The organism is Streptomyces sp. NPDC024017, assembly GCF_040638895.1.
In the GTDB taxonomy this organism is placed as follows: Bacteria; Actinomycetota; Actinomycetes; order Streptomycetales; family Streptomycetaceae; genus Streptomyces.
The window spans coordinates 70,087-89,404 of record NZ_JBEZYZ010000004.1 but is presented as its reverse complement, the minus strand read 5'-3'; the positions used below and the strand labels follow the sequence as shown (position 1 = coordinate 89,404).

The 19,318-nt window shown below is 72.9% G+C and carries 16 protein-coding genes and 1 pseudogene; 6 read left to right on the top strand and 11 right to left on the bottom strand.

The genetic code is table 11. From position 1 onward, the window contains the following. Positions 1 to 13: 13 nt before the first annotated feature. Positions 14 to 1,750, top strand: a complete 1,737-nt coding sequence (locus AB0G20_RS11785; RefSeq protein ID WP_361300890.1) for an SGNH/GDSL hydrolase family protein — start codon at positions 14 to 16, stop codon at positions 1,748 to 1,750. On the opposite strand, the gene AB0G20_RS11780 is transcribed toward AB0G20_RS11785, so the two are convergent. The 4 genes and pseudogenes from AB0G20_RS11780 to AB0G20_RS11765 all read right to left on the bottom strand — a co-directional run. Continuing rightward, on the bottom strand, positions 1,747 to 2,526 hold the full coding sequence (locus tag AB0G20_RS11780; RefSeq protein WP_361299626.1) for an exodeoxyribonuclease III: 780 nt from the start codon (positions 2,524 to 2,526) through the stop codon (positions 1,747 to 1,749). The two genes, AB0G20_RS11785 and AB0G20_RS11780, sit on opposite strands and share 4 nt — an antisense overlap. A 54-nt stretch (positions 2,527 to 2,580) precedes the next feature. Beyond that, the gene (locus AB0G20_RS11775; RefSeq protein ID WP_361299623.1) at positions 2,581 to 3,216 is read right to left on the bottom strand and encodes an MBL fold metallo-hydrolase; all 636 of its coding nucleotides are present in this window, start codon (positions 3,214 to 3,216) and stop codon (positions 2,581 to 2,583) included. 33 nt (positions 3,217 to 3,249) lie between these two features. Next, positions 3,250 to 4,557, bottom strand: coding sequence for a 4-carboxymuconolactone decarboxylase (gene pcaC / locus AB0G20_RS11770; RefSeq protein WP_361299620.1), 1,308 nt, complete (start codon positions 4,555 to 4,557; stop codon positions 3,250 to 3,252). Between the two features lie 113 nt (positions 4,558 to 4,670). Beyond that, positions 4,671 to 4,837, bottom strand: a pseudogene (locus tag AB0G20_RS11765) (transposase); the annotation flags it as partial. Between the two features lie 205 nt (positions 4,838 to 5,042). Between AB0G20_RS11765 and AB0G20_RS11760 the strand changes: the two are divergent. Then, positions 5,043 to 6,728, top strand: coding sequence for a ribonuclease J (locus AB0G20_RS11760; protein ID WP_361299618.1), 1,686 nt, complete (start codon positions 5,043 to 5,045; stop codon positions 6,726 to 6,728). 307 nt (positions 6,729 to 7,035) lie between these two features. On the opposite strand, the gene AB0G20_RS11755 is transcribed toward AB0G20_RS11760, so the two are convergent. From AB0G20_RS11755 to AB0G20_RS11735, 5 genes are all read right to left on the bottom strand, one after another. Continuing rightward, positions 7,036 to 7,344 carry an SCO5918 family protein gene (locus AB0G20_RS11755; protein WP_361299615.1) on the bottom strand — a complete coding sequence of 103 codons (309 nt, stop codon included), beginning with the start codon at positions 7,342 to 7,344 and terminating at the stop codon, positions 7,036 to 7,038. 50 nt (positions 7,345 to 7,394) lie between these two features. Further along, a complete protein-coding gene (locus AB0G20_RS11750) occupies positions 7,395 to 7,799 on the bottom strand; it encodes a CBS domain-containing protein (RefSeq protein ID WP_361299612.1) in 405 nt (134 codons plus the stop codon). Positions 7,800 to 7,845: 46 nt separating this feature from the next. Then, positions 7,846 to 9,339, bottom strand: coding sequence for a DEAD/DEAH box helicase (locus AB0G20_RS11745; RefSeq protein WP_361299609.1), 1,494 nt, complete (start codon positions 9,337 to 9,339; stop codon positions 7,846 to 7,848). 345 nt (positions 9,340 to 9,684) lie between these two features. Then, the gene (locus AB0G20_RS11740) at positions 9,685 to 9,888 is read right to left on the bottom strand and encodes a cold-shock protein (RefSeq protein ID WP_003973099.1); all 204 of its coding nucleotides are present in this window, start codon (positions 9,886 to 9,888) and stop codon (positions 9,685 to 9,687) included. A 469-nt stretch (positions 9,889 to 10,357) separates the two neighbouring features. Beyond that, a complete protein-coding gene (locus AB0G20_RS11735; protein WP_361299606.1) occupies positions 10,358 to 10,801 on the bottom strand; it encodes a DUF5994 family protein in 444 nt (147 codons plus the stop codon). A gap of 218 nt (positions 10,802 to 11,019) precedes the next feature. On the opposite strand from AB0G20_RS11735, the gene AB0G20_RS11730 reads away from it, so the two are divergent. The 4 genes from AB0G20_RS11730 (at position 11,020) to AB0G20_RS11715 (ending at position 14,283) form a co-directional block, all read left to right on the top strand. Next, positions 11,020 to 12,828 carry a SpoIIE family protein phosphatase gene (locus tag AB0G20_RS11730; protein ID WP_361299603.1) on the top strand — a complete coding sequence of 603 codons (1,809 nt, stop codon included), beginning with the start codon at positions 11,020 to 11,022 and terminating at the stop codon, positions 12,826 to 12,828. A gap of 173 nt (positions 12,829 to 13,001) precedes the next feature. Continuing rightward, the gene (locus AB0G20_RS11725; protein WP_361299600.1) at positions 13,002 to 13,490 is read left to right on the top strand and encodes a DUF5994 family protein; all 489 of its coding nucleotides are present in this window, start codon (positions 13,002 to 13,004) and stop codon (positions 13,488 to 13,490) included. A 16-nt stretch (positions 13,491 to 13,506) separates the two neighbouring features. Continuing rightward, positions 13,507 to 13,782 carry a hypothetical protein gene (locus AB0G20_RS11720; RefSeq protein WP_361299597.1) on the top strand — a complete coding sequence of 92 codons (276 nt, stop codon included), beginning with the start codon at positions 13,507 to 13,509 and terminating at the stop codon, positions 13,780 to 13,782. A gap of 57 nt (positions 13,783 to 13,839) precedes the next feature. Further along, positions 13,840 to 14,283 carry an Asp23/Gls24 family envelope stress response protein gene (locus tag AB0G20_RS11715; RefSeq protein WP_361299594.1) on the top strand — a complete coding sequence of 148 codons (444 nt, stop codon included), beginning with the start codon at positions 13,840 to 13,842 and terminating at the stop codon, positions 14,281 to 14,283. Positions 14,284 to 14,351: 68 nt separating this feature from the next. On the opposite strand, the gene AB0G20_RS11710 is transcribed toward AB0G20_RS11715, so the two are convergent. Together AB0G20_RS11710 and AB0G20_RS11705 are read right to left on the bottom strand one after the other, a co-directional pair. Further along, complete coding sequence (locus AB0G20_RS11710) at positions 14,352 to 16,463, bottom strand: SWIM zinc finger family protein (RefSeq protein ID WP_361299591.1); 2,112 nt, start codon at positions 16,461 to 16,463, stop codon at positions 14,352 to 14,354. Next, positions 16,460 to 19,291: a DEAD/DEAH box helicase gene (locus AB0G20_RS11705; protein ID WP_361299588.1), complete on the bottom strand. Its 2,832-nt coding sequence runs from the start codon at positions 19,289 to 19,291 to the stop codon at positions 16,460 to 16,462. The genes AB0G20_RS11710 and AB0G20_RS11705 overlap by 4 nt, the downstream gene beginning before the upstream one ends. Between the last annotated feature and the right edge of the window lie 27 nt (positions 19,292 to 19,318).

The window sequence follows — 19,318 nt, the reverse complement described above, 5'->3', positions numbered from 1 at the left end:
GTCGCTGGTCTCGGTGGCGTCGGCGCGGGCCGTCGAGGAGAGACGGGCCGCGCCGGTGCCACTGGAGCGGCTCTTCGACAACGTGGCCGTCAGCGACGACGCATCGCCCGGGAAGGCCGACTTCGACGGCTCCGGCGCCTCGCTGTCCGCGCGGGACCTCACCGCCGCGGGCTGGACGCCCGGCCGGACCCTCACCGTGCAGGGCGCCCGGCTGACCTGGCCGAAGCGGCAGCCGGGCGAGCCGGACAACGTCCGCGCCGCCGGCCAGGACGTCCGGGTCACGGGGCGCGGGGACGCCCTGGCCTTCCTGGTGGCGGGCACCGCCGGCTCACAGGTGGGCGGCCGGGGCACGGTCACCTACGCGAACGGCACCCGCTCCGGGTACCGGCTGACCGCGCCCGACTGGCGCACCGGGCCGCTCGCGACCAAGGCGGTGGCCCTGCCGCACATCAACACGCCCGGCGGCCAACTCGCCCAGTCGGCCCGCCTGTACGTCGTGACGGTGCCGCTGGTCCCGGGTCGTCCGGTGACCTCGGTCCGGCTGCCGAGCGCGGCCGGGCTGCACGTCTTCGCGGTGTCGGTACGGACCGCCACGCAGGGCTGGACGGGCAGCTGGACGACGGCCACGGGCGGTTACGCTGCGGTGGGCCCCTGGACGGACCGGACGCTGCGGCTGGTCGTGCACACGTCGGCCGGCGGGCCCCGGGTGCGGGTGCGGTTCGACAACACCTTCGCGGCGGCTCCGGTACGGATCGGGAGCGCGACGGTCGCGGTGCAGGCGTCGGGCGCGGCCTCGCGGGGCACCCCGGTGGCGCTGGCCTTCGGCGGTACGGCGGGCGTGACGGTCCCGGCCGGGGGCCAGGCGTACAGCGATCCGCTCGGCTTCCCCGTCCCGGCGGACACGAATCTGCTGGTGAGCTTCCATCTGCCCGGGACGGTGGCTGCGGCACCCGTGCACGGGCTGGCCCAGCAGCGCTCCTACGTCAGCGAGCCCGGAGATCACGCGGCGGACGGCGCCGCCGGGGCGTACACCTCGGTGATCACCCGCTGGCCGCTGCTCGCGGGAGTCGACGTGAGCGGCGGTCCCGGGTCCGTGGTGCTGCTCGGGGACTCGATCACCGACGGAGACAAGTCCACGGTGGACGCGAACCGGCGCTGGCCGAACGTCCTGGCCGGCCGGCTCCTGGAGCAGACCACCGTCCCGCGCTACGGCGTGCTGAACCTGGGCGTCTCGGGCAATCGCGTGGTCACCGACCGGTACCCCGGCGACGGGGTCTCCACGGACACGGCCGGAGTGAGCGCCCTGCACCGCTTCGACCGGGACGTCCTCGCCCAGCCGTCGGCGCGTACGGCCGTCGTCTTCGAGGGGATCAACGACCTGCGGTGGGGCACGTCGGCGGAGCAGCTGATCGCAGGGCTGCGCGAGCTCGCGGCACGCGGGCACGGCCGGGGGCTGAGGATGCTCGCGGCGACGATCCTGCCCTGCGAGGGCGAGGCGCGGTGCACGGCCGCCGTCGACGCCGAGCGGGTCGCGGTGAACGAGTGGATCCGCGACGGCGGGGTCTTCGACGGCGTGCTCGACTTCGACGCGGCGGTCCGTGATCCCGAGCGGCCTTCCCGGATGCTCCCCGCGTACGACAGCGGGGACCATCTGCATCCCGGCGACGCGGGACTGGCGGCCCTGGCGGACTCGGTCGACCTGCGGCTGCTCACGTCGCAGCCGCCCCGGTCCTGGGGCGACAGGCCCTAGACGTCGAGGTCCACCACGACCGGTGCGTGGTCCGAGGCGCCCTTGCCCTTGCGCTCCTCGCGGTCCACATACGCGTCACTGACCGCCTTCGCGAAGGGTGCGTTGGCGTACACCAGGTCGATGCGCATGCCGCGGTTCTTCGGGAAGGACAGCTGGCGGTAGTCCCAGTACGTGAACGGGTGCTCGTACTTGAGGGGCCTCGGGACCACGTCGGACAGGCCGGCCTCGCGCAGGGAGGCCAGGGCGGCGCGCTCGGCGGGGGTGACGTGGGTGGCGCCCTCGAAGAAGGCGGGGTCGAAGACGTCGTCGTCCGTCGGCGCCACGTTGTAGTCGCCCATCACCGCGAAGGGGCGGCTGCCCGCCGCGTCACCGGCGACGGCCGCCTTGAGCGCCTCGAACCACTGGAGCTTGTAGGCGTAGTGCGGGTGGTCCACCTCACGGCCGTTCGGCACGTAGACCGACCAGACGCGGAGCGGGCCGCAGGTCGCGGAGATGGCGCGGGGCTCCACCGAGCCGTCGAACCCGGGGTCGCCGGGGACTCCCTTGACGACGTCCTCGATGCCGACGCGGGAGAGCACCGCCACGCCGTTCCACCGGCCGGTCGCGTGGACCGCCGACTCGTAGCCCAGCTCGCGCAGCTGCTCCGCGGGGAACTGCTCCTCGCTGACCTTGGCCTCCTGGAGGCACAGCACGTCCGTGCCGCTGCTCTCCAGCCAGGCCAGGAGCCTCGGCAGGCGGGCGGTGATCGAGTTCACGTTCCAGGTCGCGATGCGCATGCCCCACAACCTACCCGGCGGGTCTGACAACGCGGCCCGGTCCCCGTCGGGGGCTCAGACCTCGGCGGAGTCCCCCGGCGTCAGCCGCAGGTGCTCCGAGCCGCCGAGCTGCCCGATCTGCCGGTCGTAGATCGGACGGGCCAGGTCGGTGAGGAGGGCGTCGTGGATGTCGTAGGCGCGCTGCGGCTTCAGTTCGCGCACGTAGTCGATGACCTCGGAGATCTTGCTCCAGGGGGCCATGACGGGGAGCATCAGCGTCTCCACCGGGTGGTCGGGGACGGTGAGGGCGTCGCCGGGGTGGAAGACCCTGCCGCCGTCCACGAGGTAGCCGACGTTGGTGATCCGCGGGATGTCCGGGTGGATCACCGCGTGGAGTTCGCCGTGGACCTGGACGTCGAAACCGGCGGCCGTGAAGGTGTCGCCGTGGCCGACGGTGTGGACGCGGCCGGGGAAGGCGGACGAGATCTTCTCCGCGACCGCCTTCAGGGTCCAGATCTCGGCCGCCGGGTTGTTCTCCATCGCGGCGCGCAGCCGGAACTCGTCGAAGTGGTCGGGGTGCTCGTGGGTGACGAGGATCGCGTCCGCGCCGAGCGCGGCGTCCTCCTCGCTGAACCCGCCGGGGTCGAGGACGAGGGTCCGGCCGTCCTTCTCGAGGCGGACGCAGGCGTGCGACTTCTTCGTGAGCTTCATGGCTCCATCCTGCCTCCGCGCTCTCCCGCGGACTCACTCCTGGGGCGTGGTCTCCTCGCGGATGACCTGCTGAGCCACCTTGAACGCGCTGTTCGCGGCCGGGACACCGCAGTAGACGGCCGCCTGGAGCAGCACTTCCTTGATCTCGCCCGGGGTGAGGCCGTTGCGCAGGGCGGCTCTGGTGTGGAAGGCCAGCTCGTCCAGGTGGCCGCCGGCGACCAGGGCGGTGAGGGTGACGCAGCTGCGGGTGCGCCGGTCGAGGCCGGGGCGGTCCCAGATCTCGCCCCAGGCGTAGCGGGTGATGAACTCCTGGAAGTCCCCGGAGAACTCGTCGGCCTGGGCCAGCGCCCGGTCCACGTGCGCGTCGCCCAGCACCTCGCGGCGGACCTTGATCCCGGCGTCGTACGGGTCGGGCCGCCCCTGGACCTGCGGCGGTACGGCGACCGGGGCGATCTCGGCGACGGGCCCGGTCTGCAGGGGCTGCGGCGAGGCGGGAGACAGGACCGGCCTGAGGGCGGCGGCGGGCAGGGCCGTCTGGCCGGTGGACGTCTCGAAGACGGGCTGCCAGGCGGTGGAGAAGTGCCGCACCAGCAGGTCGGTGACCGCCGCGGGCTGCTCCACCGGGACCAGGTGGGAGGCGCCGGGGACGACGGCGAGGCGCGCGTCCGGGATGCCGGCGACCAGCGTGCGGGCCTCCGCCGGGCCGGTGACCTGGTCGTCCGAGCCGACCAGGACCAGGGTCGGGACGCCGACCCGCCCGAGCTCCGGGCGGACGTCGAAGGAGGCGAGCGCCTCGCAGGAGGCGATGTAGCAGCCGGGGTCGGTGGTGCGCACCATCTGCACGGCCCACTCGGTGATCGCGGGCTGCGCGGCGGCGAACCCGCCGGTGAACCAGCGCTCGGGCGCGGTACGGGCGATGGGATCGAGGCCGTTCGTGCGGACGATCACGCCCCGCTGCCGGAACTCGTCGGCCGTGCCGAAGCGGGGCGAGGCGGCGATCAGCGCGAGTGAGGCGAGCCGCTCCGGGTGGCGCAGGGCCAGCTCGATGCCGACGGCACCGCCGAGCGCGCAGCCCGCGTAGCCGAAGCGCTGCACGCCGAGCCCTTCGAGGGTGGCCAGCAGCCGTGTCGTGAGGTCACCCACCGAGCCCGCCGGGTACGCGGGGGCACCGCCGTGGCCCGGCAGGTCGAACCGGAACACGCGCCACTGCTTGGTCAGCTCGGGGATCTGGCGGTCCCACATGTGCCATGTGGTACCCAGTGAGGGACCCAGGATCAGGACGGGAGCGTCTTCTGGCCCGTCAAAGCGGTATTGCAGGGTGTTCGGTGGTGTCTCGCTCACCCGTCTGAGCCTCTCATCTGTCACGACAGCCCCTATGAGCGGGGGGCTGGCTGTAGCTGTTTTACCAGGTGGAAGACCTCTCGGGCCGCATGCGTTTGAGGCAACGAACGCTAGGAATAGTCCTGGGTGCGCGGGTCGACGCGCAAGCGGGTCTGCACATTCCGGTGCAGGGCGGCGTGGCCTGCCGGTCGCCGCCACGGTTGAGACGCCGGTACTGCCGAGTGCCCGAGGAACGCTCGACAGGGCTGACCCCGCACAGCGCGGCGAAGGACGCCTCAGTGCCTTCGTACATCCGGGCGACCTCCACCGGCCCATCACGCGAGTTGGCCAGAGCGCGCGCCCGAGCCCACAGATAGCGAGACAGGGCCGCCCGGAAGGAACCAGTCCCCTCCACGGTTCAGCTGCTGGACGACCCCGCTCCGTCGGGAAGAAGAGATCACACAGGCAATGGATCATGCCGTCCCGCTCTCCGGTACCGTCGAGGTATGAGTCATCCGCACCCCGAACTGAAAGCCGCCCCACCCCTTCCCGAAGGAGGGCTGCGGGTCACCGCCCTGGGCGGCCTGGGTGAGATCGGCCGCAACATGACCGTCTTCGAGCACGAGGGCAAGCTGCTCATCGTCGACTGCGGCGTGCTGTTCCCCGAGGAGACCCAGCCCGGCGTGGACGTGATCCTGCCGGACTTCACCTCGATCCGGGACCGGCTGGACGACATCGTGGCCGTCGTCCTCACCCACGGCCACGAGGACCACATCGGCGGCGTGCCGTACCTGCTGCGCGAGCGGTCCGACATTCCCGTCGTCGGCTCCAAGCTGACACTGGCGTTCCTGGAGGCCAAGCTCAAGGAACACGGCATCCGGCCGCGCACGGTGCGGGTGCGGGAGGGCGACCGGCGCGGCTTCGGGCCCTTCGACTGCGAGTTCGTGGCGGTCAACCACTCCATCCCGGACAGCCTCGCGGTCGCGATCCGCACCGGAGCCGGGATGGTGCTGCACACCGGCGACTTCAAGATGGACCAGTTCCCCCTCGACGACCGCATCACCGACCTGCGCGCCTTCGCCCGCCTCGGTGAGGAAGGCGTCGACCTGTTCCTCACCGACTCCACGAACGCCGAAGTACCCGGTTTCACCACTTCTGAGCGTGAGCTGAACCCGGCGATCGAGCAGGTGATGCGCACCGCGCCGCGCCGGGTCATCGTCTCCAGCTTCGCCAGCCATGTGCACCGCATCCAGCAGGTCCTGGACGCCGCTCACCAGCACGGCCGCAAGGTCGCCTTCGTCGGCCGGTCGATGGTGCGCAACATGGGCATCGCCCGCGACCTGGGCTATCTGAAGGTCCCCTCCGGTCTGGTCGTGAGCACGAAGGAGCTGGAGAAGCTCCCCGACCACAAGATCACTCTGGTGTGCACCGGATCCCAGGGCGAACCGATGGCCGCGCTGTCGCGGATGGCCAACCGCGACCACATGATCCGCATCGGCAAGGGCGACACCGTCCTGCTCGCCAGCTCCCTCATCCCCGGCAACGAGAACGCCATCTACCGGGTGATCAACGGACTCACCCGGTGGGGCGCCCACGTGGTCCACAAGGGCAACGCCAAGGTGCACGTCTCCGGGCACGCCAGCGCCGGCGAACTCGTCTACTGCTACAACATCGTCAAACCCCGCAATGTCATGCCGGTGCACGGCGAATGGCGCCACCTGCGGGCCAACGGCGACCTCGCCATCCGTACCGGCGTCGACCCCGACCGGGTCGTCATCGCCGAGGACGGCGTCGTCGTCGACCTCGTCGACGGGCGCGCGTCCATCACCGGCAAGGTCCCCGCCGGGAACGTCTACGTGGACGGCATGGAGGTCGGCGGCGCCACCGAAGCGTCCCTCAAGGACCGCCTCACCCTCGCCGCCGAAGGCGTGGTCACGGTCGTGGCGATCGTCGACGCGGACACCGGCGCCCTCGCCGAGGCCCCCGACTTCCTGGCCCGGGGCTTCGTCCACGACGACACCACCTTCGAGCCGGTCATCCCCGTCATCGAGAAGACCCTGGCCACCGCGGCCGAGGAAGGCGTCGGGGACGCGCACCAACTCGAACAACTCGTCGCCCGCGCCGTGGCGAACTGGGCGTTCCGCACCCACCGCCGCAAGCCCCTCATCATCCCCGTCATCATCGACGCCTGAGCCACAGCAGGGCGGCACTGTCCCCGGTTCCGCGGCCCGACGTCGGCACCCCGCGAAGAAGGACGGGCCGCCCACGCGTCTGCACGTCCATGTCGCCCAGATCCCGCAGGGCACCCTGAGGATCCGGAGACGGATGGAGGTACCGGGTTGCGATCGAGGCCGTCAGCGCCTGGACCGTGGGCGACTTCAGCTGTTCCGGCCACTGAGCGACGGCGACGGGAACCCGCTGCACGCGGTGTGGGCCCGACCGGCGTACCGGTCGGGCCCACACTGCTGGTCAGATGTCGGCTCGTGTCTGGTTACCCGGTCAGAGCGTGACGGGGGTGCCGAGCATCGCGGAGGCGTGCTGCATCGGGCTGAGAATGCCCAGGGGCGCTGTCTTGGGAACGGTGCGGCAGGTGAAGCCGAGCTGAGCCATGGCCCGCAGGACTTCGGCGGCGCTGAAGTCCCGACGGTCCTGTCGCGTGATGACCTGGCCGACCTGCTTGACGGGGTAGTGGCGGCGGCCGATGATCACCGATTCGCCGGTGACCGGTTCGGGCTTGATGCCCTTCATCGATTCCAGCACCCCGCCTTTGGTGAGCTCGAAGGGGAAGCGGGCGATGACGCAGCGCATGTGGCCTCACAGAGAGAAGGGAAGAACGGTCCGCCCAGGGGCGAGGTGCTTCAACGGGAGAGGGCGAGGATGCCCACGGCGCTGCCTTGCTCGTCGACCACCGGCAGGACACCGAGCCGACGGGCGCGCATCGCGTGCTCGGCTTCGGCCATCGTGGTCACGGGTGAGGCGAACGAACCGTGGTCGCCGAGGATGTCGCGCAGGCGGACACGGTCCGTGTAGTCGGAGCTGTCACGGACGGCGGCGAGTTCGGTACGGGTGACCAGGCCGGTGCACTGGCCGTCCTGGTCGCAGACGACCAGTCGGACCGTGCGGGCGGCGGCCATGACGGCCAGCGCCACCTCGACGCTCATGTCGTCACAGACCTGCGGTCCGGCCGGGTCCATGACCTCCACCGCCGTCCTGTGCGCGGGGTCGGTGTCCGCCGGGTGGGGCTGCGTCTGGACCAGCGTCAAAGGGTGCCTCCTGCAGAGATGGGCCGGCTTCCTGATCACGAAGGTTCTAGGCCACGGCGCCGAGGCCGGACTGGCGTACGGGGGTGCGCCTGGTCGCCGATCCGGGGCGGCGTCGGCCTCGGGAGGTGCCGGCACTGCGCTTGGGGCGTTCGACCACCGGTGCGGTGATGACGACCGGGATGCCGGACGGGGCCTGGGCGCCGGTGATCCGGTTCAGGGCCTCGTCGCCCGAGCGGATCTGGGTGGTCTGCGGTCGGATTCCGGCGTCCGACATCAGACGGACCATGCCGCGGCGCTGGTTCGGCGTGACCAGGGTGACGACCCTGCCGGACTCGCCGGCGCGGGCGGTACGGCCACCGCGGTGGAGGTAGTCCTTGTGGTCGGTCGGCGGATCGACGTTGACGACCAGGTCGAGGTTGTCGACGTGGATGCCGCGCGCCGCGACGTTGGTCGCCACCAGTACGGTGACGTGCCCCGTCTTGAACTGCGCCAGCGTGCGAGTGCGCTGGGGCTGCGACTTGCCGCCGTGCAGCGCGGCGGCCCGCACCCCGCTGTTGAGCAGGTCCTGGGTCAGCCGGTCGACGGCGTGCTTGGTGTCCAGGAACATGATCACGCGGCCGTCGCGGGCGGCGATCTCGGTCGTGGCGGCGTGCTTGTCGGCGCCGTGGACGTGCAGGACGTGGTGCTCCATCGTCGTGACCGCACCGGCCGACGGGTCGACGGAGTGCACGACAGGGTCGGTCAGATAGCGGCGCACCAGAAGGTCGACGTTGCGGTCCAGGGTGGCGGAGAACAGCATCCGCTGTCCCTCGGGGCGCACCTGGTCGAGCAGCGCGGTGACCTGGGGCATGAAGCCCATGTCGGCCATCTGGTCGGCCTCGTCCAGCACGGTGATGCCGACGTGGTTCAGCCGGCATTCGCCGCGGTCGATGAGGTCCTTGAGCCGGCCCGGGGTCGCGACGACGACCTCGGCTCCGCCGCGCAGCGCACTGGCCTGCCGGCCGATCGACATACCGCCCACCACGGTGGCCAGCCGCAGCCGCACGGAGCGGGCGTACGGGGTCAGCGCGTCGGTTACCTGCTGTGCCAGCTCACGCGTGGGTACGAGGATCAGCCCCAGCGGCTGGCGGGGCTCGGCACGCTGTCCGGCGGTGCGGGCGAGCAGGGCGAGGCCGAAGGCCAGGGTCTTGCCGGACCCGGTGCGCCCGCGGCCCAGCACGTCACGGCCCGCCAGGGAGTTCGGCAGCGTCGCGCCCTGGATCGGGAACGGTGCGGTCACACCCTGCCTGCCGAGTTCGGCCAGCAGTTGCTCGGGCATGTTGAGATCGGCGAAGCCCTCAACTGCCGGCAGTGCGGGGGTGATCGTCCTGGGCAGCGCGAACTCACCCTGCACTGCGGCGGGCCGACGGCCGTAACCGCCGGAGCGGACGGGCCCGCCGGTACGACGCGGCGCCTGCGAGCCGTAGCCGCCGCCCCTTCCGGCGTCGGCACGGCCGTCACGGGAGCGGGCGGGACGGTCGTTCGTGTACGTGCGGTTCATGCGGAACCTTCCTCGATGTGGCACATATCAAGGAATTCCCGCTGCGACGAATGGCACGGAGAATTACAAGTATGGACCGGTGACAAAAGAAAGCAGATCTGACCGGCGGAAACATCCGTGGGCACAGGTGCTGAAAGGGGTGACGCGATGGGGACCTTGCGATCCGGGCGCCGGCTGCGGTGCAGCACTTCAGGATGTGTGTGCGTCCTGAGGGAGGAACCGCTTGTGGTGGTACTGCGGATTCCTCCGGGGCGTCCCGCGGGTGAAAGCCGCTGCGGGATACGCGTGCAGCTGGGGCCCGCACCCCGAAGGATGCGGGCCCCAGCTGCGGATTGCGCGTGAGCGTCAGGCCGGAACGATGTTCTCGGCCGTCGGGCCCTTCTGGCCCTGCGCGATGTCGAAGTTCACCTTCTGGCCTTCGAGAAGCTCACGGAAGCCCTGCGCGGCAATGTTCGAGTAGTGGGCGAACACGTCGGCGCCGCCACCGTCCTGCTCGATGAAGCCGAAGCCCTTTTCCGCGTTGAACCACTTCACGGTACCAGCAGCCATGTCATATCTCCTTGGGGCAGTGCATCGGCGTCCGCACCACGCGGACGCCGTGTCGCCGCGATGATTACCCCGCCCGGAAATGACCGGAAATACAAAAGTGCTCCCGCCCGACAGAATCCTGGTGGGGGCACTTGAAGTTTTGGGAACCACAACTGCAACTGAGATAGACAGTAGCACGCCGGAGCGGCCCGTGTGCGTTGGATAATTGCACTCTTCCCTTCGCGGCAAAAACTCCCGCCGCGCCGCCCCCCAAAATCTGATCCCTCGGGAACAGATATTGATTCACTCTGAGTTTGACGTCTCAGGAGAGTTGCCGGCCGTGCGGTGGACTTCCTCACCCGTATCAAGGCGGAGCACGGCCTGCCGGTGTCGGCTCCCGCGATGGACCTGACCCGCTGGAGTCCATGAAGGTCACGCCGCTGAAGCTCCCGCATGCTGATCTTCGGCGCCATCGACCTCGCCGGTAGGGCTATGCGGACGGTGATGCGTTTGCCGGTCCTTCGCCGGTCGGAACGTCCGGGGCCCGCCTGCCGTCGTCCGACATCAGCCGTGCGGCTGCCGTCGCGCCGGTCTCCGGCGGAATCACCAGCACGTCCCGGCTCCCACCGGCGCACACGAGGGTCACCCGGTGCGGATCCTGCTCCCCGGTGGTCGAGTGCACCGGCACGGTGCGTCCGGCGAAGGACACCCCGTGCGGAATGACGGGCCAGTACGCCGGGTTCACCGTGACACCCGTGATGCGGCCCCAGAGGTCGCCCAGTGCGGCTGTCAGGTCCGGCAGCTCGCGCGCGAGGGCACGAGAGCGTGGCCACCACAGGCCGTCGAGTCCGCCCGGCGCGGACATCACGGACAAGCGGGCCGGAGGCGACGGGGCGCGTCCGCCCGATGTCGTGCGGTCGATGCTCACGGTCATGGCGCGGACCTGTCCCCGGGGCTCGTGCGGGCGTCCCCGGCGCTGCCGATCACCCGGAAACGGCACCCGCAGCGGAGCCGGTGCGCGAAGAACCTCCGGTGCGTCCACCGTACTCCGCCGCTGCTGCGCCTCGACCGGGCAGCGCACAGCCGCCCGGCGGGCCTCGAGCTCACGTCCGATCCGCGCCGTGGGGGCGGTTTCGCTTTCGCGGAGGGACCATGGGTCTGCTGGTGCGTCGGTCCATCGACAGGTCCACCGTCGTCGGCGAGGGTTGCCTGGGGTTTGCCCGACAGGAGGGCGGTGCGGTGCTGAGTGCGGGTGGTGAGGGGCTGCGGTGGTCCGCGGCCGAGCCGGACTTCTGGCAGCAGGTCGTCGAGCAGCTGAGCACAGCCCTGATGGTGGTGGACCCGACCGGGCAGATCCTCGCGGTCAATGCGGCGGCCGAGCGGCTGCTGGGCCGTACCGCCGCGGCGATGCGCGGGGAGGACGCCCACGATCTGCTGCACCGGCCGGCGGACGGCGGACGGATCCCGCGGGACCAGTGCCCGCTGCTGCGTTCGCTGACCGGGGGGACCCCGGCACACGGGGAGGGAGACACCTACCTGCGGGGTGACGGACGCCGGGTCGCGATCTCCTGGTCGACCTCTCCCCTGATGGACGACGGCCACGTCACGGGCACGGCCGTGCTGTTCGCGGACGCCACCGTGGATCGCGGCGCGCGACGGGAGCGTGCCGTCCGCACACGCGCCCTGGAAGACCTGAACGAGCGGCTGACCCTGGTCGCGGAGATCACCGACGTACTCGGTCAGACCCTGGAGACCGACGACGCCCTCGCCCGCCTGGGCCATCTGCTGGTCCCCCGCCTCGCCGACTGGACGGCGGTGGATCTACGGCTCGCCTCCGGCGAGATCCACCGCGTGGCCGTGACCGGACCGATCGGCCGGGACATGCGGCTGGAGGACTGGCGCGAACGCCTTCCCGAGGCCGGTGAGGCCGCCCTCTCACCTCTGGTCCAGGTGCTGAACGGCGGGGATCCCGTACTCCAGGCCGAGGCGGAGACGGCCGCCCCGGCCGAGGACCACTCCGCCCTGACCGCCGTCCACCGCGGCTTCCTGCGCGCGGTCGGCGCGACCTCCGTCATCACGGTGCCGCTCGGCGCCGAGCATCAGATCACCGGGGCCCTGACGGTGGTGCGCACCGACCCCGCCCACCCCTTCGACACCGGCGACCTGAAAGTCGTGGGCGACATCGGCCGCCGGGTCGGCCTCGTCATCGACAACGCCCGCCGGTTCGGCCGCCAGCGCGCCGTCGCCGAGGCCATGCAGCACAACCTGCTCGCCCCGCTCCCCGAGCCCGGCCGGCTGCGGCTGGCCGCCCGCTACCAGCCCGCCCCGGCCGGCTCCCAGGTCGGCGGGGACTGGTACGACGCCTTCACGCTGAAGGACGGCACGCTCGCGCTGGTCATCGGCGATGTCGTGGGCCACGACCTGACGGCGGCGGCCGGCATGGCCCAGCTGCACGGCATCCTGCGCTCACTGACCTGGGACCACACCGGACCGCCAGGCGCCATCGCCGACCGTCTCGACGACGCCATGCCCGTCATCACCACCGTCCCGCTCGCCACGCTCGTGCTCGCCCGGGTCACGGGCGACCCGCACACCGGCCCCTGGACGCTGCAGTGGACCAGCGCCGGGCATCCGCCGCCTCTGCTCCTCACCCAGGACGGACAGGCCCAGTACCTCGAAGACGGGCAGGGACTCCTCCTCGGTGCGGGTCCCCTCCCCGCCGGGAGCCGCCCGAACGCCACGCGGCCGCTGCCACCCGGATCCACGCTGCTGCTGTACACCGACGGCCTGATCGAGACCCCCGGCAGCGACCTGGAGACCGGCCTGCGCCGGCTGCGCCGTCAGGCCCTGACGCTCGTACGCGAACCCCTGGACTTCCTGTGCGATCAGGTGCTCGCGCACGTGCCTCCCGGCAGCGCCGACGACGTGGCCCTCCTCGCCCTGCGCGTTCCGGCGCCCTGAACCCGGGGGGCGGCTCGGGCGCCGGGCAGCGGCGGCCGCGTCGGCGGAGTCAGGAGTAGCGTGGAGGGCGAAGAGAGCGCGGTGTCGCGGCGCCCTCCGCGGCAGCTGCTCCACCCCACCGGCACCACCCTTGGCCAGCGGCCTGCCGCCGTCCGAACAGGCAGGTGAGCGCGATGCCCGACCCCCATCCCCCGACCGGGGCAGGACTGCTGCCGGACGGCCTGCACGAATCGATCCGCCCCGGAACCGCGCTGCTGCGGCTCACCACCACCCACGAGCGCCAGGGCATCCTCGACGGCGCATGGTGGCCCCGCTCCAGGGACGTCGCCGCCGAACTGCCCGGCCTGATCACCGCACTGACCGAGCGCCTCGGACCGATCACCCGGATCGGCCTGGACAGCACGGCCTGGAACGAGCTGCCGACGCGGATCACCGTCAACGACCAGGTGGTACGCATCGATTCCTTCTCCACGGGTGACGACACCGCGCTCGTGACCCGCGGGGACCAGGACCTCTTCACTCTGCTCGTGGTGCCGCCGGAGACGCCCGTGGCGGCGGCACGGTCCGCGATGGCCGAAGCGGTCCACACCGACAACCCCAAGCAGGCCCGGCAGATCCTGCTCGACACCGCCACGGACCGGCCTCTTGCGACCGGTTCGTGACCGGAGAACGACCGCCATGACGAAACTCCGTGAACGCAAGAACAACCGGAAGGCGGTCCTGCGAGTCCTGTACGGGGCCGTCGAACGCAATCGCCCCGAGGTGAGCGGATCGGCGCTCCACGACGAGCTGGACCTGCCGGACGAGGATCTCTCCGCGGCCTGCGTCTACCTGGCCGACGACGGTCTGATCAGCGTGGACTGGACCTCGCACCGGACCCCGGCCACCGTCTCCCTGACGCACGAGGGCCTCCGGCTGATGGAGGAGGAGGACGAACAGCAAAATCAGCAGTAGGACGTGAGTCCTTCGGCGGGCATCGCAGGTGTCCGCCGACCGATCGAGGTGATCGCCATGACGCAGAGCGTGACCGCGCTGAAGGAACGCACCGGGGCCGCCGCCCCGGCGGAGACCCGGGGGAAGACCAGCATCGCCGACGGCGTGGTGGCCAAGATCGCGGGCATGGCCGCCCGCGAGGTGCCGGGCATCCACAGCCTGGGCGCGGGCATGGCCCGTGCCGTGGGAGCCATGCGCGGCCGGGTCGCGGGCGGAGGCGGCGGGGTCACCCGAGGCGTGAAGGTCGAGGTCGGGGAGCGGCAGGCCGCCGTGGACCTGGACATCGTCGTCGAGTACGGCGTGCCCATCGTCGACGTGGCCGCTGACGCGCGTTCCCACGTGATCAGTGCGGTGGAGCGGATGACGGGCCTGGAGGTCGTCGAGGTGAACATCGCCGTCGGCGACGTCCACCTTCCCGGCGACGAGGAGGAGACCGGACCGGACGAAGGCCGCGTGAGGTGAGCTGCCTCGTCGGGTGAGGTTGTTTCACGCCGCCTGCACGCACCTGCCCCGGGGGGCGCGGGGCGCCCTCAGAGGTCGATCGGCAGGCCGAGGCCGGTGAGGGCGCCGACCGGGTCCAGGTCGGGGGTGCCTCTGGGCCACCAGTCGTCGTGGCCCGGCTCGGACTCGTAGGCGTACCAGAGGCCGTCGCGGCCGAGGCGGAGCTGGACGTGGCCCTGCGGGTGGGTGAGGTGGTTGCGCCAGGGGCGGAAGGCGGGCAGGTCGGCTGCGAGCAGGAGGGGGCGGGCCCGGTCGAACCGCCCGGCCGGCGGATCCCACGGCTCCTCCAGTACGGCGAGGCCCTCCAGCCCGCCCTGACGCCAGGCGGCGACCGCGCGGGCCAGCTCGGACGGGGTGCGGTCCGCCGCGGAGGCGAGCGACGAGTAGAGCGCCCGGGTGCCGGCGGTGAGTCCCGCCCCGGGGCGGGCTGCGGCCAGGCGGACCGCGTCCTGCCAGAAGGTCAGCCGGCCGACCGGGTCTCGGCCGGTGCTGAGCAGGGCGTGGGCGCGGGCGGCGGCGTCCGTGGCCAGCTGGTCCAGCGCGAAGGGGTCCGGGCCGCCGGGGGCCGCCGGGTAGGCCGGGGGCTGCTCGGGGTGCGGAGGCGCGGGCAGGGGGGCGGGGAGAGGCGGCAGGGTCCGCGACGCGAGGACCTCCGCGGCGCGGACGCCGGGCAGGGGAGCCGGGCCCCTGTCCCGTGCTGCGCGCGCCGCACGGGTGGCACTCAGCCGGGACAGCGCGTCGAGCACTTCACGCTCGCCCCGGCCGCGCAGCAGGAGCAGGACGAAGGGATCGGCGTCGAGCAGCCGGGCGGTCTGGTAGCAGAGGGCGGCCGCGTGCTTGCAGGGGTGGCCGCGGTCGGGGCAGCTGCACCGGGGCTCCAGCTCACCGGGGCCGGGCAGCAGCGGCACGCCGCACTCCGCGAGGGACTGGGGCATCTCCTTGTCGAGCAGCGCAGCGATGTGCCCGGGGCGGTCGGCGGCCGCGTCCAGGAACCGGTCCCAGTCGGTGTCGTCGAGCGTGCGCAGGCGTACCTGGACGCGGTACGGGCGGGGGCGGCTGCCCTGGACGTAGGCCAGCACCAGTCCGGGTGTCACGGTGATGGCGTCGACGTTCCCCTGCCCTGCGTATCCCCGCCCGCGCTCCAGCCGCTTCACGTCCAGCGCGCCCTGCTCCAGCGCGCCGACCCAGGCGTTTCCCCACCAGCTCTCGGCGAAGCGGTCGCCGTCCCGGGGTGGGAAGGGCGGGAAGGTGCGGCGGAGTTCGTGGTCGCGGGCGGGGGCGGCCATGGAGCGGGGGGACCGTGGGGTGCGGGACGCCGTGGCCGGGGGCGGCGCGGGGTCGTCGGTCGTGGAGCTCGGCGGCGCGGGGTGGCGGGGCCGGGCGTGGGTCGGGGCCGAGGTCGGGGCAGGCGTCGCCGGGTCGTCGGCGTGCGGGGCGGGGTCCGGTTCCCGGGGTGCCGGGTCGCCGGTCCCGGTCGAGGCGGCCGAGGGCCCGGACCAGGGCTCCGGGCTTTCGGCCCTGCCCCGCGTCTCCGAGCCCGGCGCGGCCGGGCCGTGCCCGCTGTCCGGCGTCTCCGGGCTTCGGCCGGCGGGACCGTGCAGCAGGTCGGTCATACGAGCGGACTGGCCCCCCTGCCCGGTCGTTCGCTCATGGTCGTCCGAGGTCGTGTCCGGCGTGCTCGGCATCCGGAAAGCGTCGGACAGCAACTGCCGTACGTCACTCACGCCCCTGGCGGGGACGTCTGCGCCCGCCCGTCGCGCAGCGGCTGCCCTGTCGTCCACGGCGCTCTGCCGAGCTCGGCGCCTGCGGCGTGCGCCTTCCCGCTCGGTCTCCTCCCGGGCCCGCCGCGCGTCGTCCCGAGCCGCGCGCAGTGCTTCGCGCGCGACGTCCGCCGCGCGCGGCTCGGCACCCGTCTTGGCGGAGGGCCCCGCGGGGGTCGCACGAGCCGGGGTGGCCGCCGCCGCACTCGTCAGTGCCTCGCGGGCCACGTCGGCCGGCCTGGGTGCCTCCTGGTCGGCCGCTTCCCCGGCCGGGGTCGGCTCCGGCCGGGCGGACGGTGGCGGGTCGGGGTGGTCCTGGGCCGCCCGCTCCCGGGCCTCGCGCAGGGCCCGGCGGGCCTCGTCGGCCGGGCTGGGTGTCATGACGACCTCCGCAGGGACACCAGGTCGGACAGCTCCCGGTCCGTCAGTTCCGTGAGGGAGGACTCGCCGGAGCCGAGGATCGCGTCGGCCAGGGCGCGCTTGGACTGAAGCATCTCGGCGATGCGGTCCTCGATGGTGCCCTCGGTGATGAGGCGGTGGACCTGCACCGGCTGGGTCTGGCCGATGCGGTAGGCGCGGTCGGTGGCCTGCTCCTCGACGGCCGGGTTCCACCAGCGGTCGAAGTGCACGACGTGGCCCGCCCGGGTGAGGTTCAGGCCGGTGCCGGCCGCCTTGAGCGACAGCACCAGGACCGGCGTCGAACCGGCCTGGAAGCGGTCCACCATGCGCTCCCGCTCGGGGACCGGGGTGCCGCCGTGGAGGAGGTCGACCGGGACCGCTCGGGTGGCCAGGTGGGAGGTGATCAGGCGGGCCATCCCGACGTACTGGGTGAACACGAGGGCGGACCCGTCCTCGGCCAGCAGGGTGTCCAGCAGCTCGTCCAGCAGGGCGAGTTTGCCGGAGCGGGCGGCGAGCCGGTCGCCCGCGGCCCGGGCGTGCTCCTCCTTCAGGAACAGCGCGGGGTGGTTGCAGATCTGCTTCAGCGAGGTGAGGAGCTTCAGCACCAGGCCGCGGCGGGGCATGCCCTCGGCCGTCTCGATGGCGAGCATCGACTCGCGGACCACCGCCTCGTACAGCGCGGCCTGTTCGCGGGTGAGCGGGACGGGGTGGTCGGTCTCCGTCTTGGGCGGCAGCTCGGGCACGATGCCCGGGTCGGACTTCTTGCGGCGCAGCAGGAAGGGCCGGACCAGGCGGGCGAGGCGCTCCACCGCCTCCTCGTCCTCGCCGTTCTCCACGGCACGCGCGTGCCGGGCGCGGAAGGACTTCAGCGGGCCGAGGAGGCCCGGGGTGGTCCAGTCGAGCAGGGCCCACAGCTCCGAGAGGTTGTTCTCGACGGGGGTGCCCGTCAGGGCCACGCGCGCGGGGGCGGGGATCGTGCGCAGCGCCTTGGCGGTGGCCGAGTAGGGGTTCTTGACGTGCTGCGCCTCGTCGGCGACGACCATGCCCCAGGTGCGCTCGGCCAGGGCGGGGGCCGCCGAGCGCATGGTGCCGTACGTGGTGAGGACGAAACCTCCGTCCAGACCGTCGAGGCTGCGGTCCGGGCCGTGGAAGCGGCGGACGGGGACGCCGGGGGCGAAGCGGGTGATCTCCCGCTGCCAGTTGCCCAGCAGGGAGGCCGGGCAGACGACGAGGGTCGGTTCGCGGCGGGCCCGCTTCAGGTGCAGGGCGATGAGGGTGACGGTCTTGCCGAGGCCCATGTCGTCGGCGAGGCAGCCGCCGAGGCCGAGGGTGGTCATCAGGTCGAGCCACGCCAGGCCACGGAGCTGGTAGTCCCGGAGGGTGGCCTGCAGGCCCGGGGGCGGTTCGGCCGGGCGGATCCCCGCGGTCAGGCGGTCGCGCAGGGCGGCCAGCGCACCGACGGGGACGGCCTCGACCGTCTCTCCGTCCACGTCGGCCGTGCCGGTGAGGGCGACGGACAGCGCGTCGACCGGGTCGAGCAGGCCCAGGTCCCGTTTGCGGGCCTTGCGGACGATCGCCGGGTCGACCAGCACCCACTGGTCGCGCAGCCGGACGACCGGGCGGTGGGCCTCGGCGAGGGCGTCCATCTCGGTGTCCGTGAGCGGGTCGCCGCCGAGCGCCAGCTGCCAGCGGAACTGGAGGAGGTCCTCGCTCTCGAAGAAGCCGGTGCCGTCGGTCGCCGAGCCGGGGGCCGGACGGACCACCGCCGCGGCGGACAGGTCCTGCGCGAGGTCCCGCGGCCAGTGCACGGCGACCCCGGCCGCGGCGAGCCGGGTCGCCGCGACCCCGAGCAGGTCGCTCAGCTCGTCCTCGGTCAGGGCCAGCACGTCGGGCACGTCCTGGTCGGCGAGCCGGTCGAGCGGGGGCCAGACGCGGGCCGCGCGGCGGACGGCGAGGGCCGCGTCCACGCGCGCGCGGGGACCGAACGCGTCGTCGGCCCCGCCCGCCCACAGGGCCGCCGCGTCGGCCACGAGGGTGGGGTCGGCGAGGCTGTGCACCTGGACGATCGCGGCGCCGGCGCTGCGGGCGCCGCCGTCGGAGGCGTCGTCGAAGAGGTCGTACGCCGACAGGTCCAGGCGGAGCGAGATCCGCACGCCGGCGTCCATGCCGGCGGCGACCTCGGCGGCCCAGTCGTGGGCGGTGGGCAGGTGCTGGGCCTCGCGGGCCGCGAAGGGACGGCCGGAGGTGTGGGGCGCGGCCGGGGTGCGGGGCAGGGTGTCGGCGACCGCGTCGAGGAAGGCGCGCACCAGCGCTTCCGGTTCGGGCAGCAGGATCGGGCCGGGGCCGGGCAGCGGCACGGCGTGGCCCTCGTGGGGCAGGGCGGCGGCCACCGCGCGCAGGTGCGCGATGTCGTCCGGGTCGAGGGGGCCGGCGCGCCAGGCGTCGTGGCCCGTGGCGGTGAGGCCGGGCAGCAGCCGGCCGCGGGCGGTCAGCCGCAGGGCGTGCAGGGCGGCAGCGCCCCAGCAGGCCGTGGCGGGGTGGGCCGCGGGGTCGTGCCGGGCGCGCACGAGGAGCGGCAGGGCCGCGTCGAGCGGGAGGGTCAGCGCGGGGGTGGTGCGCCGCCGGACTCCGGCGCCGTGCCGTCGTACGACGGTCAGCTCGGTGTCCTCGGCGGGCAGGGGCTCGCCCTCGGGGTCCCAGAAGGCGATGCGCCCCTCGCGCGGCAGGGGCGCGGGCAGGAAGACGGCCGGGAGCCGGACCGGGACCGTCGCGTCCCCCGCCCGCTCGGCCACCGGAGCCACCTCTCCCATACGTCCTGCCACCTCCCGCCCCGCGTG

What these genes read in the sequence shown, in the direction of transcription:
- AB0G20_RS11715 (WP_361299594.1), top strand. Translation starts at nt 13,840, where the DNA reads ATGACGCAGAGCGTGACCGCGCTGAAGGAACGCACCGGGGCCGCCGCC.
- AB0G20_RS11755 (WP_361299615.1), bottom strand. Translation starts at nt 7,344, where the DNA reads ATGCGCTGCGTCATCGCCCGCTTCCCCTTCGAGCTCACCAAAGGCGGG.
- AB0G20_RS11705 (WP_361299588.1), bottom strand. Translation starts at nt 19,291, where the DNA reads ATGGGAGAGGTGGCTCCGGTGGCCGAGCGGGCGGGGGACGCGACGGTC.
- AB0G20_RS11740 (WP_003973099.1), bottom strand. Translation starts at nt 9,888, where the DNA reads ATGGCTGCTGGTACCGTGAAGTGGTTCAACGCGGAAAAGGGCTTCGGC.
- AB0G20_RS11775 (WP_361299623.1), bottom strand. Translation starts at nt 3,216, where the DNA reads ATGAAGCTCACGAAGAAGTCGCACGCCTGCGTCCGCCTCGAGAAGGAC.
- AB0G20_RS11730 (WP_361299603.1), top strand. Translation starts at nt 11,020, where the DNA reads ATGGGTCTGCTGGTGCGTCGGTCCATCGACAGGTCCACCGTCGTCGGC.
- AB0G20_RS11780 (WP_361299626.1), bottom strand. Translation starts at nt 2,526, where the DNA reads ATGCGCATCGCGACCTGGAACGTGAACTCGATCACCGCCCGCCTGCCG.
- AB0G20_RS11735 (WP_361299606.1), bottom strand. Translation starts at nt 10,801, where the DNA reads ATGACCGTGAGCATCGACCGCACGACATCGGGCGGACGCGCCCCGTCG.
- AB0G20_RS11720 (WP_361299597.1), top strand. Translation starts at nt 13,507, where the DNA reads ATGACGAAACTCCGTGAACGCAAGAACAACCGGAAGGCGGTCCTGCGA.
- AB0G20_RS11725 (WP_361299600.1), top strand. Translation starts at nt 13,002, where the DNA reads ATGCCCGACCCCCATCCCCCGACCGGGGCAGGACTGCTGCCGGACGGC.
- AB0G20_RS11745 (WP_361299609.1), bottom strand. Translation starts at nt 9,339, where the DNA reads ATGAACCGCACGTACACGAACGACCGTCCCGCCCGCTCCCGTGACGGC.
- AB0G20_RS11760 (WP_361299618.1), top strand. Translation starts at nt 5,043, where the DNA reads ATGAGTCATCCGCACCCCGAACTGAAAGCCGCCCCACCCCTTCCCGAA.
- AB0G20_RS11710 (WP_361299591.1), bottom strand. Translation starts at nt 16,463, where the DNA reads ATGACACCCAGCCCGGCCGACGAGGCCCGCCGGGCCCTGCGCGAGGCC.